18 protein-coding genes and 3 pseudogenes are annotated in these 16,706 nt (G+C 61.7%); 6 read left to right on the top strand and 15 right to left on the bottom strand.

What is annotated here, in order from left to right:
* The 3 genes and pseudogenes from FFS60_RS01650 to FFS60_RS01660 all read left to right on the top strand — a co-directional run.
* Positions 1-402 (top strand): annotated as a pseudogene (locus FFS60_RS01650) (hypothetical protein); the annotation flags it as partial.
* A gap of 155 nt (positions 403-557) precedes the next feature.
* A complete protein-coding gene (locus FFS60_RS01655; RefSeq protein ID WP_137820930.1) occupies positions 558-743 on the top strand; it encodes an epoxide hydrolase N-terminal domain-containing protein in 186 nt (61 codons plus the stop codon).
* Between the two features lie 168 nt (positions 744-911).
* Positions 912-1,202: a hypothetical protein gene (locus FFS60_RS01660; protein WP_137820931.1), complete on the top strand. Its 291-nt coding sequence runs from the start codon at positions 912-914 to the stop codon at positions 1,200-1,202.
* Positions 1,203-1,676: 474 nt separating this feature from the next.
* Here the strand turns inward: FFS60_RS01660 and FFS60_RS01665 are convergent, their stop codons facing one another.
* From FFS60_RS01665 to FFS60_RS01685, 5 genes are all read right to left on the bottom strand, one after another.
* On the bottom strand, positions 1,677-2,135 hold the full coding sequence (locus FFS60_RS01665) for a MarR family winged helix-turn-helix transcriptional regulator (RefSeq protein WP_137820932.1): 459 nt from the start codon (positions 2,133-2,135) through the stop codon (positions 1,677-1,679).
* A 171-nt stretch (positions 2,136-2,306) separates the two neighbouring features.
* The gene (locus tag FFS60_RS01670) at positions 2,307-2,759 is read right to left on the bottom strand and encodes an Ohr family peroxiredoxin (RefSeq protein WP_137820933.1); all 453 of its coding nucleotides are present in this window, start codon (positions 2,757-2,759) and stop codon (positions 2,307-2,309) included.
* Between the two features lie 78 nt (positions 2,760-2,837).
* The gene (locus tag FFS60_RS01675; RefSeq protein WP_137820934.1) at positions 2,838-3,290 is read right to left on the bottom strand and encodes an Ohr family peroxiredoxin; all 453 of its coding nucleotides are present in this window, start codon (positions 3,288-3,290) and stop codon (positions 2,838-2,840) included.
* Between the two features lie 1,476 nt (positions 3,291-4,766).
* Complete coding sequence (locus FFS60_RS01680) at positions 4,767-5,321, bottom strand: J domain-containing protein (protein WP_137820935.1); 555 nt, start codon at positions 5,319-5,321, stop codon at positions 4,767-4,769.
* A gap of 83 nt (positions 5,322-5,404) precedes the next feature.
* Positions 5,405-5,845: a hypothetical protein gene (locus tag FFS60_RS01685; RefSeq protein ID WP_218570586.1), complete on the bottom strand. Its 441-nt coding sequence runs from the start codon at positions 5,843-5,845 to the stop codon at positions 5,405-5,407.
* Between the two features lie 442 nt (positions 5,846-6,287).
* On the opposite strand from FFS60_RS01685, the gene FFS60_RS28950 reads away from it, so the two are divergent.
* A complete protein-coding gene (locus FFS60_RS28950) occupies positions 6,288-6,587 on the top strand; it encodes a hypothetical protein (protein WP_256658021.1) in 300 nt (99 codons plus the stop codon).
* Between the two features lie 290 nt (positions 6,588-6,877).
* Here the strand turns inward: FFS60_RS28950 and FFS60_RS29335 are convergent.
* Positions 6,878-7,360, bottom strand: a pseudogene (locus FFS60_RS29335) (DUF2303 family protein); the annotation flags it as partial.
* A gap of 275 nt (positions 7,361-7,635) precedes the next feature.
* Between FFS60_RS29335 and FFS60_RS01695 the strand changes: the two are divergent.
* Both FFS60_RS01695 and FFS60_RS01700 read left to right on the top strand, forming a co-directional pair.
* A complete protein-coding gene (locus FFS60_RS01695) occupies positions 7,636-8,739 on the top strand; it encodes a hypothetical protein (protein ID WP_137820937.1) in 1,104 nt (367 codons plus the stop codon).
* Positions 8,740-8,895: 156 nt separating this feature from the next.
* On the top strand, positions 8,896-9,243 hold the full coding sequence (locus tag FFS60_RS01700; RefSeq protein ID WP_137820938.1) for an HNH endonuclease: 348 nt from the start codon (positions 8,896-8,898) through the stop codon (positions 9,241-9,243).
* Between the two features lie 263 nt (positions 9,244-9,506).
* Here FFS60_RS01700 and FFS60_RS01705 read toward each other — a convergent pair whose 3' ends face one another.
* The 9 genes and pseudogenes from FFS60_RS01705 to ppa form a co-directional block, all read right to left on the bottom strand.
* The gene (locus tag FFS60_RS01705; RefSeq protein ID WP_137820939.1) at positions 9,507-10,106 is read right to left on the bottom strand and encodes a hypothetical protein; all 600 of its coding nucleotides are present in this window, start codon (positions 10,104-10,106) and stop codon (positions 9,507-9,509) included.
* Positions 10,037-10,660: a hypothetical protein gene (locus FFS60_RS01710; RefSeq protein ID WP_137820940.1), complete on the bottom strand. Its 624-nt coding sequence runs from the start codon at positions 10,658-10,660 to the stop codon at positions 10,037-10,039. The genes FFS60_RS01705 and FFS60_RS01710 overlap by 70 nt, the downstream gene beginning before the upstream one ends.
* Positions 10,661-10,662: 2 nt before the next feature.
* A complete protein-coding gene (locus FFS60_RS01715) occupies positions 10,663-12,189 on the bottom strand; it encodes a DUF3631 domain-containing protein (protein WP_137820941.1) in 1,527 nt (508 codons plus the stop codon).
* Entirely contained in the window at positions 12,186-13,061 is an 876-nt protein-coding gene (locus tag FFS60_RS01720) for a toprim domain-containing protein (RefSeq protein ID WP_137820942.1), read from the bottom strand. Before FFS60_RS01720 ends, FFS60_RS01715 begins: the two co-directional genes overlap by 4 nt.
* Positions 13,054-13,338, bottom strand: a complete 285-nt coding sequence (locus FFS60_RS01725) for a hypothetical protein (RefSeq protein WP_137820943.1) — start codon at positions 13,336-13,338, stop codon at positions 13,054-13,056. The genes FFS60_RS01720 and FFS60_RS01725 overlap by 8 nt, the downstream gene beginning before the upstream one ends.
* A gap of 6 nt (positions 13,339-13,344) precedes the next feature.
* Complete coding sequence (locus tag FFS60_RS01730; protein WP_137820944.1) at positions 13,345-13,638, bottom strand: helix-turn-helix domain-containing protein; 294 nt, start codon at positions 13,636-13,638, stop codon at positions 13,345-13,347.
* The gene (locus FFS60_RS01735) at positions 13,639-13,845 is read right to left on the bottom strand and encodes an AlpA family phage regulatory protein (protein WP_137820945.1); all 207 of its coding nucleotides are present in this window, start codon (positions 13,843-13,845) and stop codon (positions 13,639-13,641) included. It abuts the gene before it with no gap.
* A gap of 929 nt (positions 13,846-14,774) precedes the next feature.
* Positions 14,775-15,971, bottom strand: a pseudogene (locus FFS60_RS01740) (tyrosine-type recombinase/integrase); the annotation flags it as partial.
* A 197-nt stretch (positions 15,972-16,168) separates the two neighbouring features.
* The gene (ppa, locus tag FFS60_RS01745) at positions 16,169-16,696 is read right to left on the bottom strand and encodes an inorganic diphosphatase (RefSeq protein ID WP_137820946.1); all 528 of its coding nucleotides are present in this window, start codon (positions 16,694-16,696) and stop codon (positions 16,169-16,171) included.
* Positions 16,697-16,706 lie beyond the last annotated feature (10 nt).

The following is a 16,706-nucleotide window of genomic DNA, read 5'->3' on the forward strand; positions in this document are numbered from 1 at the left end:
CGGATGGCCGTGGAATCGGTGTCCGGATGCTCGTGGAATGAGTGTCCGGATCAGCGTGGAATCACTGTCCGGATGTGCGTGGAATGGGTGTCCGAGTCAGCGTGGAGTCCGCAGCTCGACAACATCACGCTGTTTTGGCTCACCAACACGGCCATCTCCGCAGCGCGCCTGTACTGGGAAAACAAGACGCCTTACTTCAGCGTCAAGGGCGTGACGATTCCGGTGGCGGTCAGTGCGTTCCCCGATGAGCTGTACCAGGCTCCTAAGAGCTGGTCCGAGAAGGCTTATCCCAAGCTGGTCCACTACAACACGCTGCCCAAGGGGGGGCATTTTGCGGCATGGGAGCAACCCGAGATCTTCTCTGAAGAGGTGCGCGCGGGCTTCAGGTCACTGCGCACATAACAAGCTCAAGGAGGCTCCATGGACGAAGGATGGTCTGTGGAGCTTCTAAAGCGCTTTGACAAATGGCAAAGCGCGGGCGTCAGGCCGCCGGCGCAAGTGGTTGCCTGTTACCCATGTAGTTGCTTTTGCGACCACTATGAGACGAGAAAGACAAGATGAAACCATTCCGAGTCGATGTGCCCGACGCAGTACTCAACGATCAGCACACGCGTCTCAAGCTCACGCGCTGGGTCGAAGACTTCGCCAACGAAGGCTGGCAGTATGGTACCCCGGCGCCCGAAGACTACGACGCCGACGAAGCGCCGATGGCCGCACGCCTGCAGAACTTCTTCGCCACCTAAACGGCCTATTTGGCGCTGCAATGCACCAAACCACAAACAATCGCGGCAGCGCTCAACGATTCGCCAGTGGGATTGGCGTCGTGGATAGTCGAAAAGCAACGCAGCTGGAGCGATTGTCACGGAGACGTCGAAACACGCTTCAGCAAGGACGATCTTCTGACCACCATCATGATCTACTGGGTTACGCAGAGCCACGGCACGTCGGCGCGTTACTACTACGAGTACGAGGCAGCACACTATCCCTGGACACCAGTGCACGATCGCATACCCGTGATCGAGGCCCCAGTCGGGATTTCGGTGCTGCTGGAGGAAATATGCAGCTCCCCGCGCCGCTGGGCTCAGCGCTACTACAACCTCATGCAGAAGCAGCATCACGCTAGCGGCGGACACTTCCCGGCTTGGGAAGAACCGCAGGCCATCAACACGGACATCCGCGATTTCTTCCGCTCGCTGAATTGACCCCAACCGTTATGCTCTCTTCCGCTGAGTGGCGGGTCTTGGCTCGGGGGCCAGTCCACGGGGCTCGCAGAGACAAAAAGCCCTGTCGTTCGCGCGTCGCGATTAGCCCCTTTGCATCAGATGGTAGGCCTGAAATATGGTCAATACGCTGACTTTCTAGCTTCTGCTCCTAGGTTGAAGCATCCACGGCTGCTTGTCGCCGACACCCCAGCAATGCAGCCATTGGTTTCCGTATCCCGCCGCCGTATCTATCACTGCCTTCGACACTTCGACCCAATATCATTTTTCGGTTTCGCGCGAGTGAGCCGGAAGGGCACCAACTTTTTTAATGGAGTCCGCCAATTTCTGCCGATCCCCACTGTGCCAGCTCCGGGACGACTTCTGCCGGTCACGATCGGCGGAGAACCACCAAAAGCAGCCTGTGCAGTAAGCCTCGTAAACCTGGGTCAACTCACCATTTTTGCTCGATACTGCCTACTCCCGATCTTTCGTCGAACGGATGAGATTGCCCCGTAACTTCACAATTGCCTTTTGCATTTGCACGAAGTCCTCGGGATCGAGACCAGTTTGTGGGAAGCCATCTTCCGAGAGGCCTTCACGCAGTTTCCGCCCCTCTTTTGTGAGACTGATCCGCACCTGGCGTTCGTCTTCCGGGTTGCGCTGGCGCAGCAAATAACCCATCGCTTCCAACTTTTTCAGGATCGGTGTGAGGGTGTTGGATTCGAGGAACAGCTTTTCGCCGAGGCTGCCAACGGTCTGGTTATCTTCCTCCCACAGTGCAACGAGGGTGATGTATTGCGTATAGGTCAGGCCGAGCCGCTCGAGCATCGGCTTGTAGGCCTTGCCAAAGGCCAGGTTAGAGGAATAGACCGCAAAACAAAGGAAGTCGGAAAGCTTCAGATCGAGGGCGGCTGTCTTTTTAGTGGATTTCATGAGCACTCTCTGTGGCCAAAGACGGGTGGCTTGCATACTTGAACTGTACATCGCATGCGATGGTATCGAAAGTGCTGACTCTTTGGCAGTCGTTGCCTGAACGCATCAGATCTGTAGAGGTCGACTACCGGCTCATCAGGGATGACCCTAACGAGCCGGTAGTGCACTGCGTCAAGCGGTGAGGACGTTGATGGCAACGTCAATGTTGCCGCGTGTGGCTTTGGAGTACGGACAGATCGCGTCAGCGTTGTGTGCCAGTTCGGTCGCCACTTCGTGGGACAGGCCCGGCACGCTTAGGGTCAGTCGGGCCTGGAGGAAGTAGGCCGCACCGGTCTGGCCCAGGTCCACTTCGATGTCGACGGCCGTATTGGTCGGCAGCGTCACCTTCATCTGTTGGGCGGCCAGACCCACCGCTGCAATGTAGCAGGCCGACCACGCCCCGGCGAACAGTTGCTCGGCTTTCGGGTGTGGCTGGACGGCGGTGAATACGTGTGCCGGTGTGGTGCTGCCGGGCGACGACAGCTCGATGTCGAGGTTGCCGTTATGGCCGTGTGACGTATTACCGGCGCTGTTACGGGTGGTGTGGGTTTTGCCACTGGCCAGTACTTTTTCGATTTTGCTCATGATGATCTCCTTAGGTTCGCAGGTATTGCGACTTGCATGCGACTATATCGCGCGCGATGTACTTGAGGTGTCTAAACATCAATCCGTAATTACGTTCAGGGCAACATCGATATTGCCGCGTGTGGCTTTGGAGTACGGGCAGATGTAATCGGCGATGTGCGCCAGTTCGGTCGCGACATCGTGTGCCAGCCCCGGCACGCGGAGGGTCAGCCGGGCCTGAAGGAAGTAGGCGGAACCAGTCTGGCCCAGGTCTACTTCGATGTCGACGGCCAGATCAGCCGGCAACACGATGTTGCGTTCCTGGGCGACGAGCCCGACTGCGGCGGTGTAGCAGGCCGACCACGCCCCGGCAAACAGTTGCTCGGCTTTTGGGTGCGGTTGGGTGGCAGCGAACAAGTGCGCCGGTTGTGCGGAGCCGGGCGACGACAGCTCGATGTCGAGGTTGCCGTCATGGCCGCGCAAGGAATTGCTTGCGCCGCTGTGGGTGGTGCGAGTTTTGCCAGTCGCCAGTACTTTTTCGATCTTGCTCATGGAAGCTTCCTCGGGTTAATAATTGCGTGCTAGTAAATCGTATGCGATATTTATGGTGTTAAAAGATGCCGCTTTTCAATCGCCTGGTGCAGTGATCCAGTTGTTGCGGTTGTGGCCATGGGAAGCGCGATCGGGAGACAGACGCATCTTTTGGCTGCTTCCGTTGTTCATGGTTGAATCTCCAAGCGACAAGGTTACGTTGTTGATCGCTAACGATAAAATCGCATGCGATTAGCTAATGCTCAGCCAAAGACCCAATGATGTCAAATATTATTTTACGGTTCGATGACGAGCGGTAGGCGCGAAGCCGACCCTGCTCCAGCTCAATAATCAGAAGTAGGTGCATGGGCTACTCGAATGCATGAGCCCCCCCCACCTGGCGAAATGGTGGTCTGCTTCTTATTTTCTGGGCCGAGCGGGGCTGTCCTGAGGAGACTCCGAACATCCCCTAGCCGATCTACTGAAGTCGCGCCTTCGATGAGTCCGAGCCCTGCCGCATGACCCAGATGACTTTTTCTGATGCCGAGGACGCCGGCAACGTGTCCGAAACCGCCTTCACAGAGGTTCGAATGCTCGGCATTCGGTCATCCAGGTGATCGCCTAAGCGTTCGTCGCCCTAAATGATCATCACCCTTGAATTCGGTTTTGCGTTACTAGAATATCTACAAAATCTCATGCGATATGGTCGCATGCTGAGGTTGTCTCGGTTACCAATACTGATACCCGGATTACCGGCCGAATATCACTAGGAAATAACCATGACCCACTTGACCCAAGACGTTCGCCCCTTCGAAGACGCAAGCGTGAAGCGCCTTACCATCCTCGGCGTCGTTTTTTCTGTATTGGCGCTTAGCGTCTTGTCCACGACCGCTGCTCAACCGTTTGTCGCCGAGGGCGGCTCGGATCCCTGTCAGTCGTCGCCGGCGGCTATGGGGTGACTGCAATCGGTCGTTACTACGGTGTGACTGGTTAATCCGCATGCAAGCGACTGGTCGACACGAATGCCAGTGCTTGCTCAGGAGGGGGGCAATCGGGTGGTCAAGTCAGTGCAATTATGCAGCGGGTGAACTCGTTGCCCTGGGAATCTTGCATGCCTTAGGCTGAAAGCCGCGTGGAATCTAGGCTTTGCGGAAAGCACCGAAAAACGGCGGACAATAAAAAAGCCGGCTTGTGGCCTGCCTCGTTTTTGATGCAGGCCGCGCAGAATGCGGCTATGACTCGCACGGCGTGCTTTGTTCCCCCATTTGTTCCCCCATTTTTTCTCCGCGTGATGCGCTTGCGGAATTGCGCTGCGTGGGAGGCCGCCCGATGAACGAAAGAAACGAGGACAACAAGACCCCGGTCATGCGCCTTGGATTGGCCAAAGACCCGGTGAGGTAGAGGATGACCTTGGCGTCCGGGTGCATCATGACGGGGCTCCACTATGAAAACGGGAGCCCGGCATCTGCGAGCTGGTAGCTCAGATGAAGGTGGTGTTTATGGAACGCTTACGAGCAGCAGGGCGACAGCGAGTACTGCAAACCCGACGGCCACGAGATTGGAGATCATGTCGGTAATCGACTTGTCTCTGGGGACTGGGGCACTTGGGCTTTTTGGCTGCTGCTGTCGCGCTTCTGACTGAGACTGCGGAGGGGTGCCTGTCCTGTGGCCTTCCAGCCAAGCCTCGGCATACACGCCTTTGTACGGGCAGCTGTCGGTGCCGAACCCTTTCTCGCGGGAATATTTGCCGCTCTCCCACGCTTCGGCCATCAGGTCCTGATGACTCTTCGGCGGAGGAGTGTGCTTCCCTTGCTTTCTGCCGCTGCCGACATCGCGTTGCTGATGCAGCGATGCATCGTAGCGGCATCGTGACGCTTCATCGGACAGGACTTCGAACGCCTGAGAGATGATCTTGAAATAGTGCTCAGCCTTCGCGCGATCGGTTGGGTGCTTGTCGGGGTGCCACTTCTGCGCCAGGGTTTTGTAGGCCGCGCGGATGACCTCAGGGCTCGCTTTCTCACTGATGTGGAGATTGTCGTAGTGGGTTCGCATGCTGGCTCCTTCCGCGCACGCCTACTGGTCAAGTCGGAGGCAAGCGGTGGACCAGCGATAGGCTACAGCCAGCCTGCCGGCGTTTACTCATCATCGCCGACGATCCTCAGCCCGTTTCCATAGGGATTGTTCGGGCTGTCCGCACGGTACGGGCTGCCGGCCCCATAGGGGTTATTGATGCTGTCGGGCGAGTACTGGCTGCCATAGCGCCCGTGGGGATTGGACACTGAATCGGGGTCGTAGCGATTGCCGCTCAGCTTGCCGCGGTAGTTGCCCTGGCTGTCGTAGAGCTTGGGCGCGCTGGTCGTGTAGGGGTTAGTAGCGCTGGTGCTGGAGTAGGGACTGCCATACTGGCCGGCCGGGTTGTTGATGCTGTTCGGCGCGTAGCGGCTGCCGGCTCCGTAGGGGTTGGCGGTGGAGTTCGGCGCATAGGGATTGGCACTGAGGTTGCCAAGGTACTCGTCTGCTACGGCGGTGCTGCAAACCACGGCCAGGGCAAGCGCCATGATGGGTCGAAGGTTCATAGTTGGTGTTCCCTTCGGTCGTTGTTTGTCTCGGTTGATGGTAGCAACAGGCCCCGGACTTGCCAGGGAATAGCTACTCCACCGTCCGCCGCGAAGGCCGAGCCCCTGCGCTCTGCTGGGGAAGCCCTGGGCAGTGCGGCGAAGCACGCCGGCAACGCCTTGGGCGCTGCGATCAACGGTCTTGGCGCCCGGCTTGGCGGCGAATGCTGGCGGAGTTCCGAGCTAACCTTCGATGAGCAAATCTACGCCAAGGCCAAGTCGCTGCTTCTCTCGGCCGTGGCGAACTTGAAGGCCGCCAGCCAAGACCTGCGTGAAGCGATGGGCGTCGTGGTCAGCATGGCGGGGGAACGGGTCGATGCCGACGCGGCGCAGAACATGAAGTCTTACGTGGTGCGCTTTATCGCGGACGTGCGCGACGGCAAGGTCACTCTGGAGAGCAAAGATGAGCGCGGAACGGTACGCGGCGATGTGCCGCAAGCATTGGTCGAAGTGGCTGCCGAAGAAAACGGCGGAACTGAAAGCGGACGGGGATTGGGAGTCGACCCTACGGGTACGCGGAAAGTGGGCGGCCGAAAGGGTGCTGGAACTGATGCAGCAGGGGTTCCGCCAGCACGAGGCGGAAGAGGTGGCGCTGCACGAGCTGATTCTGCTGAAACCGGAGCCGCAGGCGAATCTGGAGCCGTGGGAGCGGGAGGAACTGGCGAAGCTGGAAGCCGAGTACCGCAAGACGCACCGCGAGTAACCGCCATCGAGGGCGCGCCGGTCGGTGCGCCCAACATCCCCGCCGCCAACTTCCAGATCACCGAGGCTACCCGCCTCGGCCAGGGCGGCGAGGTGCAGAAGTTCAACGACAACCTCGCCGCCATCCGTACCCTCAAGCAGCTCGAAGCCGAGCAGCGCCGCGCCAGCCCGGACGAGCAGGCCGTGCTGGCCCGCTACGTCGGCTGGGGCGGACTGGCCAACGCCTTCCCCGAGCGCATGCCGCACCTGGGCGCCGGCAGCCAGCACTTGGGCAACTTCGGCAAGGTGGTGGTGCGTGGCCTGACCGGCACCCTGGCGTTCAACCCGATCCCGCAAGCTCGGGGTGCTGCCGCTGGTGAGGATGTTCAGGCGGACCATGAACTGGCGCGCCGGCAGGCCCTCATAGGGCACGCAGGTGAAGACGAAGCCGTGCGGGATGGGGTGCTCGCTCTTGGCCTCCAGTTGCTCGAAGGCGCTGTGCGACTCGCGGGTTTCGCTGATGACGGTCTGGCGCTTCTTGAACTCTTCGATGCTCATGCTGCGCACGGACTGGACCGCCTGCAGGATGTGCATGGCCTCGCCGGCGGCGTTGTACACCACTAGGTTGTGGCGCCAGTCCTTGAGCCAGTCGCTCATATTGCGCTGGCTGAGTACGCTCCCGAGGATGCCGCGCAGGGTGGCATAGACGCCGGTCTGGCGCAGGTTGAGGCGGGCCTGGTGGCGGCAGTGGCCGGACGCTTCGGTGGTGCTCAGGTACGGCCAGCAGTTCGTCACGCTGCTGGGCGCTCTTGCGGCTTTTTGGATGGCCGATTGGCGATTTCGAGGGGGAATAAAGAGACAATTCAACGCCTGTTTCTGCGCCCGAAAACGATGGGGCTGTTCGCCCTCGAGAAGGGCGGCGAGATATTCCTCTGCAGAGCGTTCGTTCCGCTCCCATGCGCACAACGATCAATCATGAGTAATTCAACGCCCTGAAAGTTGATACTCTGCCCAGCACCACGAATCTCCCGGACCAATCACGTCATACCGTCTCGCGCATGGAGTGCTCGATGCCTATTTCCGCTTCTGACCTGGCCAAACACTACTGGGTTGACGACGTGCCCGGTGCAACCACTGCCGGTAGCCGGCTGAACAACCTGCTTACATCGCTTGGCAAGGGACAGCCAATGACGGCGACAAGCAGAAGTTTCCTCGCGTCCCGAGGACTGAACACCTTGGTGTGCTTCCTTGCTGGCGAGCTTTCCCAAGAGCAGTTCAACCAACTCGCGCAGGTCGAGCGAGACGTGCGCATTGCATTGGCGCAACAACAGCAGTTGGAAATGGAGGCGCAGAAGATGGCCGAGCAGAGCGCGGCTGATGCTCGGGAAGCAGCAATGTGGGCTCGTCTTGAGGCGGAGCGCATCCAGCGCGAAAGCGATCCTCGGTTCATCGCCAAGAAGAAGAACCAGGAGCTACGCCGGAAGTATGGGTTGGAAGTGTTCGTTGAAGAGCATCACTTCACGCGACTGATGAGCATCTTGCGCAAGCTTGACTCGAAATCACGGCTGTCGGAGATAGACGCCTTATGGCTGAGGAGCGAGGGACGTGACTATGAAACCGAAGAGATTCTGCACGCTCACCACCGACTCGAAGCGGACTTCTGCATCGCCGAGTACAAGCGCACCAACGACCCGTGGCAGGCGGTGAATGCCAGCGCGCACCTTCGCAAATGCGCGGCGCCCGAGCAGGCGATCGAACTCCTGTCAGCCATTTCGGTAGGGCGCCAGGATCAGGCGAAACTCAAGTCAGCGATTCGAACGACGCACGGCGGAGCCCTGCGCGACCTGGGCCACTTCACCGAGGCCCTCAAGATGGGGGAAGAAGCCCACGCACTGCTGCCGAACAACTTCAGACCCTGCACGCTTCTGGGCGCTCTCAATATTGAGCTGGGAAACTTCGATGTCGGGCATGAGTGGTATCGCATGGCGGAGGCGCTTGGCGCGAAGCCAGACAGCATCGAACACGAGGTGCGTTCCCTTCTGGCGCGCATGCCAGGAGAAAAACGTGATGAGGCTATACGCGAGTTGCTCCGGATCGACCCGGTGCAGTATCGCTGGCTACGAAAGGGACAACCCAGTGCCAAAGTGGATCGAATCGAGCGGGCCAGGCATTAAGGGGGCTCTAGGCTCGCAGGCACTCAGTCGGCGGCAGGCAGAGGCTATTTCAGAGTGGGGGTAGTAGGTTAGCTTCGCTCACTTGGGACGGGCTAAAGCCCGCCCCTTAACCTAAACGTTCGGCGCCTCGTAACAGATGCCGCAAGGAGGCTCACTGTGAACAGATGGAACATCCCTGACTGGCTCGAACAAGAGGTGTTGGCGCGAGATACAGCCTGTGTTTACTGCGGCGTAGATTTTTTGCTGCCAGCACAAACTCGTGGCACCAAGCCCTCTTGGGAACACATCATCAACGACGCCAGAATCGTTACCCGCGAAAACATCGCCAGGTGCTGCATGTCCTGCAATGCGAGCAAAGGAGCCAAGGAGCTAAAGGTGTGGCTTCAGTCGAAGTACTGCTTGCGTAAAGGCATACACGAAAAATCTGTTTCTCAGCTTGTGCGAAATGCACTATCAAGTCCCCAAACCGATGCGGGCAGCTTGACGCTGAGAGTGCCGACGTAGGTGGTGCCGGCCAGGCCGCGATCGCTGCCGGCGTCGGCTATTGCGCAGACCTTGGCGTAGGTTCCGCTCTTGCTGGGAGTGCAGCGAGAAGCGGCAATGCTTCCAAGTGGGTATCTGGGCGACACTGGCAGCGGGTCAGCTCCGGGGCGGCGGGCGTCTAGTTACGGAACGTGAGCGGTGCGTGACCAGTCGTGACGCCTTCCCCGTTGAATTGACGGGACAGGTGCCGACCACCAGGGCGAACCCCAGCAGGCGGCAGCGGGTCAGACGATGCGCAGCTCGGGCGGCAGCCGTGGGCCGAACGGTGCGCCAGGGGCGAACGGATCGGGTAGCAGCTCGGGCGGGCATTCGAGGATGAAATCCATCCGCGCCAGTTGGCACGCCTGATAGAGCGGGCTTCCGTCGCCCCAGCGGTCGCCCCGGCGCTCGGCGCTGTTCTCCAGGTCGTGAATGGCCACCAGCTCGGACAGGGTGCGCCATCCCTCCCGGCGTGCCCGCTCCCGGTCTATGCGGTTGATGTTCAGCAGGTCGGCCAGTTGATCGACGCCCAGCGCTTTGGCTATGCCGTCACGGTCGCGGATGATTGTCTGCCCATAGGCCACCAGTACACGGCGCAGGGCGGCTAACTCTTCGGCGCGGTGGTCGCGGGCTTGCTGCTCCAGGTCGGCAACGGCTATTGCGGTGAACGGCAGAAATTGGCGCAGCTTGCCGGCCTGTCGGTTCAAGGCGCGGCTCTCGGCGTGAATGGCGTCCTTGGCCTGGCAGATATTGCGTAGGACGCGGCGGGTGATGGTCAGGCAGTCGCGCTTGGTGGTGCCCGGCTTCGAGGCGATAGCGGCCAGGGTCTTTTGGCTTTGCAGCATGGGGTTGGCTCCAGCGGGGTGCGGTCATAGGTGGCGCGCAGCTCTGCCCCGATTACACAATAACGGCCTGTGGGGGCGTGGCAGCGGCGGCACGGCATTAGATGGTTGAGGTATTGGTCACGCGCCTGCCGCCATTCAGGCGAGGCAGTGGCGGCGCTGTGGTGGACGGGCTGTGGCTGCCTGGCGTCCTGTTGCTCGTTGGTTGGGTGATCCGTTGACGTCGATGGCGACCCTGCCGGGTGACTACGAATCAGGCGAGCGGCAAAGCGCGGGCGCGTGCAGTACTGCTCGGCCAGGTCGTGCCGGTCGATGAAACCGCGCTCCAGCAGATACGCAGGCTCACAGCTCAGCAGCAACGCGACACGGGCAAGCCAGGCGAGCGCCTCTGCCGGGGGATCGTTCGTAGCGCTCAGCTCGGCCAGCAGCTCGGCGCGGTGGTCGCGCACGAACTGGCGCACGGTATCGGTGATGCAATCAGCGGGGCGCAGGCGCAGGCGGTCGCCGTTGGCTTCAGCAGCCAGGCCAGCCCGGCGCAGGTAGTCCAGGGCGGCCACGGTCAAATGTCCTCCCCGTCGTCTTTCCCGGCCTGTACCCTCTTTTGATGCGTAACACCGTTACAAGCCACGTCACTGCTGGCTTTCAGCCCGTTTTGATCCGTTACAGCCTGCTTGCTTGTTACGCCTTTAAAATCGCTGGAGGCCGCGTGGTTACTGGGCTGTAACGGTGTTACGGATGTTTTGGGGGTGCCGGCAGACAGATACCGCCTGAATGCTTCCTCGAACTGTTCCCGCTTGTACCCCTTGGCGGCCTTCTTGTAGCCGATGCGCTGGGTTGTCGGTTTGATGCCGAACTCGGAAAGACGCTTGGCGAGCTGGTGCGGGGTCATGGGCTTGCCACGGTTCCAGGCCGCCCACGGCGCTTCTTCGTCTTCGGCCAGCGCCTCCAACAGATCGGCGGTTGATAGGCGTTCAGCGCGGCGGTTGTCGAAGGCGTCACGGATCGAAGCCAGTAGCTCGGCGCCGATGCTCGGGGCTTCTTCCTCCAGGCCGTGCAAGGTGACAGCTGCCTGGCGGGCCAGACGCGGCCACTCGCCGCCCGCAACGCTGGCAATCGCCAGCAGTGGTTCCCAGGCGTCGTTGGCGCGGTCGTTCAAGCCTTCGATCTCGGCGGGCCGGGCCTGGCGCACGGCGTCGCGGTTGTCGATAGCGAAGCGCGCGAGCTTGCCCACCAGGGCGGCGAAGTGTTCGGCGTCGGCGTGGCGCATCTTGACCGTGCGTTCACCCGGCAGCTTGCGGCGCAGGCGTAGGGGGATGCTGCGATCCGCCAGGGTGTCGGCAATCTTGCCGATGCCACACAGCGCCTTGGCGCCCCACACGTTGAAGCGGGTCGGCATGTGATCGTCGCCCACACAGCGAATCACAAACGCGCTGTCGCGGGTGAACCCCGCATTCAGGATGCCGCGCGCTTCTTCGTGCTCGGACAGGAAGGCGTCCACTTCGTCGATTAGCAGGGTCGGCGTCCACAGCTCCAGGGCGCGGAACAGTGCCGCCGGGGCGATGTTGGACACGGCCAGCGGGCGACAGACCAGCCGCGCCAGCGCTCCCAGCATCACGGTTTTCCCGCAACGCTTTTCTGGGGCGGTGATGTTGGCAATCGGCGCCACGTCCACCACGTCGATAAACCAGGTGAACGCCGCCCACAGCGACGCGGCATGGATGGTCGGCGCGTCGGCGATGACGTGGCGTTGAAGGGTCGCGGCGACTTCGCCCAGCAGGTTGGCGCCGTCCACCGGGTCGGGGTGGATCGTCACGGGCGCGAACAGTTCATCACTGTCCACGGCATCGGCAGTGCTGGTGCTGGTCAGTCGCTCCAGGTCGGCCATGCTCACAACGCCAGCCGCCTTGATGCCTTGCCGGTAACGTGCCCAGCGGGCCGGGTTGGTATCGCGCACCTCGCGCAGCAGCGCCAGCACGTCAGGCTCGAACACGGCGCCGGCATCTTCCTTGAGTCTGGCGATGGCCTCGGCCACCGGGTCGTGCGGCATGACGGGAGCGGGGATCAACTGGAGCTCGGCAGCGGTCATTGGCGGGCCTCCATCCATTGGCGCAGATCGTTGAAATCGGACACGCTCAGCGGGGCGTCATCGGGCCATTGCGGCAGTACCAGGCCACAGCCCAGCGTGGCGGCGGCCTTGATGGCGGCGGTCTTGCCGGGGTTGCCTTCAGTCTGGCGGTCGTCATCTCCGGCGACGATCAACACGGCATCGGGATAGCGGCGGCGCAGCTCCAGGCCGACCGGCAGCAGGTTGCCGGCATTCATCGCGCAGGCGACCGGGTGGCCGGTGTCCTCGTGGATAGTGGCGCCGGTTGCCCAGCCTTCGCAGAGGCACAGCGGTTGGCTGGCAGCGATGATGCCGAGCGGCGAAAAGCAGCCCTTCACCCGGCCGGCAGACAGGAACCGCTTGGAGCCGTCCGGGCCGATGCGCTGGAGGTTCACCAGTTGGCCGTTCAGTGTCAGAGGAACCAGCAGCACGTCACCCAACTGGCGCAGGCCATGCGAGCGGCAGCCCTTGGCGGCAAGGTACGGGTGCGTCGGATCGGCGCGGCGGGCATCACGCCACAGCTGAGTGGCACGCTCGGCGGCATCCTGCTGGCGCCGGTGCTGCTCGGCCCCGCGCTGGCGCCGGGCCTGCTCAATGCGCTGGCGCACCTGCTCGGCTTCCAGCGCGCTGGCTGGCTCCCTGCTGCTCCATGTGTGCGAACTACCTGTCTTCCAGCTGCCGAAGCAGCCCGAAACGATGCCATCGGCGAACAGCACATACCAGCCGTTGCGCGAGCCGGCCTTGTCGCCCGGCACATGGAAGCGATGGATTTGACTATCAGAAACTGGCATCCAATCAATCCAACCTATCAATGCGATCATCGCGCTTCGGAAAGCGATCACAGGGTCAGTCATTTGGCACCTCGCGGGCAGCTCCGGCGAACAGGCGGACCACGGCGCCGCTGCTCTGCCCGTGCCAGTGGGTGAAGTCGCCCAGACAATCGATCAGGGCGGAGATGACGACTGCCCCAGGGCTAAGCACAGCCACAATCCCCAGTTCAGCATCGGCCAACGTCAGGAATGGCCCCAGCAGGACACGCCCGACCTTCGGATGGGGGACATAGAACAACTCGAAGGGTTTCTCCGGCCAAGCCGATCCCCTCAGCGCAGTGGCGCCGTTCTTCTTGGTCATGGGTGGTTACTCCTGGCTGAGCTGCTGGACGGTGCCCAGGTAGTACTGAGCGACGCGGCGATGAGGGCGGCCCTGATCGTCATTCAGGCGGATCAAGTGCGTATGGATGGGGTAGCCGGCTTCGCGCAGTTCCTTCACCCGCGGGGCCGGCGCCATGATGTTCAGCTCCCGGCGGGCGGTGATGGTGTCCACCGGGCCAAGGCGCAAACGCTCCAGCAGGCGGACGCGTTGAGCTGCTGCGCTGGTATCATGGCCGTGCGACGGGCTGCGTTCTTCTTCGGGAGACGTGGTCTTTTTCATTCAGGCGGCCCCGTCCAGCTGCTCGGCAATCCATACCTCGATCTCCTGGCTGTCCCAGCCGACGATATGCGCGCCAGCGATGCGGCGGGCCTTCGGGAAGCGCCCCTCTTTCATCAGGTCATAAATCACGGTGCGGCCCAAGCCGGTTGCTTCCTTCACTGCCGGCAGGCGCATGATGCGGCGGGGTTGTTGAGTCTTTGCGGTCATCGTCGCTACCTCTAGGTAAGCCCCGGTGCGGGGTGGACGACCGCATGAAAACAAGCACTCTTGGGTAAGACCGAGGCACCCAACCCACTACCCACTTACCCAGGCAAGACTTTCCGGATGGTTTCGACTGAATCGGACAGATCGAGCCGCTGTTGTACCAGTTCGGCAAGCTTCCGCTTTGAGGCTTTGCGGGCTCTGCCGGCCTGTATTTCCTCGGCGGTATCGATCCAGCGCTGATGCTTGTCAGCTGTGGCAAGCTTTCGCTCACCTCCAAGCGCGGCAAACTCACTGCGCTGCTGGCGAACTTCAGCCCCGAGAGCCGCGTCTGAGGCGTTTGGGATGTTGATCGCGGGGTTGGCGCTCAGATAGCGCTCATACTCGACCTGGCTTACCAGTAGATCAGACGCCTGGATGCGGATGCCGTCTTCCGCCGTGCCGGTGCCAGGCGTGCACACCGTCTGGCGGTCGTCCGCGTATTGCTCCAGGCTGGCAGGCTCCAGGTTGAGCGAGTAGACCGTGATCCACTCAGAGGTCAGGCATTCGATAGCCTCTCGCGTCGAGAGGCGAGCGTAGCGGCCTGGGAATTGCCTTGCGTGCCTGGGAACTTCATCCCATAGCCCGCTCACGCGCCACACCCCAAGCTGCGGCGGCGCGATCACGCATACGCTCAGCCGACTCTCCGCAACCAACTGGCCCATTTCGCCCGGCTCGACCCCAAGCATGCAGGCCACGTCGGCCAACGGCAGCGCCTTGGCCGGTGATCCCCAAGTCTGTGCTGTTTTGCTTTTCCTCTCGCCCTCCCAGGCGCCCCGCTTCTGGAATAGTTCGGCCAACTGGGCGGGTGGTAACTCCGCAGTTCGTCCCGTCGGGCTAGGCTGGCCGGTGCTCGGTTCGGCGCGCTTGAAGTCGCCTTGAATCACGTTTGCCGCTGGCGGCGTGGTTGCATACTGCGCCCAGTCAGCCATTAGGGCGCGGCGCTTCTCGAAGAAGTCGGATCGGGAATAGGCGCCCTCGGTCTGGTCGCGCTCGTCATGGGCCAGCGCCAGCTCGCAGACTTCGCGCGGGTGGTCGGTGCAATCGTTTGCCCAGTCGCGGAAGCTCGACCGGAACCCATGGCGGGTGATGTCGTCATGCCCCAAACCGTGCAGCAGGTTGCGGACAGCATTGGCGTGCATGACGCCGGTCTTGCCCTGGCCGGGGAACAGGTAGGGGCTGCCCTCGATGCGTGGCATGGCCTTCAGCAGCTCGACCACCTGCGCGGGCAAGGGAATATCGAAGGCTTGGCCCATCTTCATCCGGTCAGCAGGCAGCGACCAGACACCGGCCGCCAGGTCCAACTCCGACCAAGCAGCAAAGCGCACCATGTGCGAGCGGGCGCCAGTCAGGATCAGCAAGCGGGCGGCCAGGGCGTCCCGGCTTTCGCTCTGCGCCAGTCGCACCATAAGCCCCGGCACATCGCGCCAGCTCATCGCGGGGAAGTGCTGGCGCTTGCGGGCCTTCTTCTTCTCGGCCCGCCCCAGCAGGTTCTCCAGGTTCCCCCGCCAGAGCGCAGGGTTATCGCCGTCGCGCAGCTTGCGGGTCTTGGCGGCGCCCAGGACGGCTTCAAGTTGGCCGCGTACTTCATCAGCCGTGCGGGTCTTGGTCGCCCAGATCGGTTTCAGCACCTGCAAGATGTGCTCGGTGTTGATGGCGCTGGCGGGGAGCTTGCCGATAACGGGAAAGGCGTACAGCTCCAGCTTGCGCATCCAACCCTTGCGCCATTTGTCCGACCAGCTCGCCCCGTGGGCGTCCATGTACTCGGTCGCCAGAGATTTGAAGTCGCGGCCCTTGGCTTCCTGCTGGCGCTGCACCTCGCGCTGCCGCTCGCGTTCGGCGTCGCGGGCTGCCATGGGGTCGGCACCAGCGGCCAGCAGCTTGCGCTGATCGGCTGCGGCCAGGCGGGCTGCCTTCAAACTCACCCCGGGAAAGCTGCCTAGCCCCATCTCCCGGCGCTTGCCGTTGAGCTGAAAGCGCAGCACCCATGACTTGCGCCCGGTGGCCTTCACCGCAAGGCGCAAACCGTCGCCGTCTTCGTAGGTGCCAGGCTCGGCCAGATTCTCGACCTGTTTGGGGTTCAGCTTGCCCATGCTCTGCTCCGACCCGCTGTTTCTGTTCCCCCACTTGTTCCCCCACTTTTTCGCGGCAAGGGGCAAGTTGGGGCGAACACCTGCGGACAATTATTAGGCTGAAAGCCGCGTGGAATCTAGGCTTTGCGGAAAGTTGCGAAAAACGGCGGACAATAAAAAAGCCGGCTTGTGGCCGGCTTTTCATGAGTGGTCAGGGCTTACTTTTGGTAGGCCGCAACCGCTTTAGTGATTTCAGCGCGGGCAGCGTCAGCATTGCCCCAGCCTTCTACTTTCACCCACTTGCCTTTTTCGAGGTCCTTGTAGTTCTCGAAGAAGTGCTTGATCTGCTCCAGCAGCAGGGCCGGCAGGTCGGTGTATTCCTTCACGTCCTTGTAGAGGACGCTCAGTTTGTCGTGGGGAACGGCGATCAGTTTGGCGTCGCCACCGGCTTCGTCGGTCATGTGCAGGACGCCGACCGGACGGGCGCGGATCACGGCGCCCGGAGCAACCGGGTAGGGGGTGACGACCAGCACGTCCAGGGGATCGCCGTCGTCAGCCAGGGTGTTCGGGATGTAGCCGTAGTTGGCCGGATAGAACATCGGGGTGGCCATGAAACGGTCGACGAACAGGCAGTCGCTGTCTTTGTCGATTTCGTATTTGATCGGCGCGTGGTTGGCCGGAATCTCGATCGCGACGTAGATGTCGTTCGGCAGGTCTTTACCGGCCGGGATCTTGCTGTAGCTCATGGTCAACTCC

Origin of the sequence: Pseudomonas sp. D(2018) (assembly GCF_005502555.1) — a bacterium.
Lineage (GTDB): Bacteria > Pseudomonadota > Gammaproteobacteria > Pseudomonadales > Pseudomonadaceae > Metapseudomonas > Metapseudomonas resinovorans.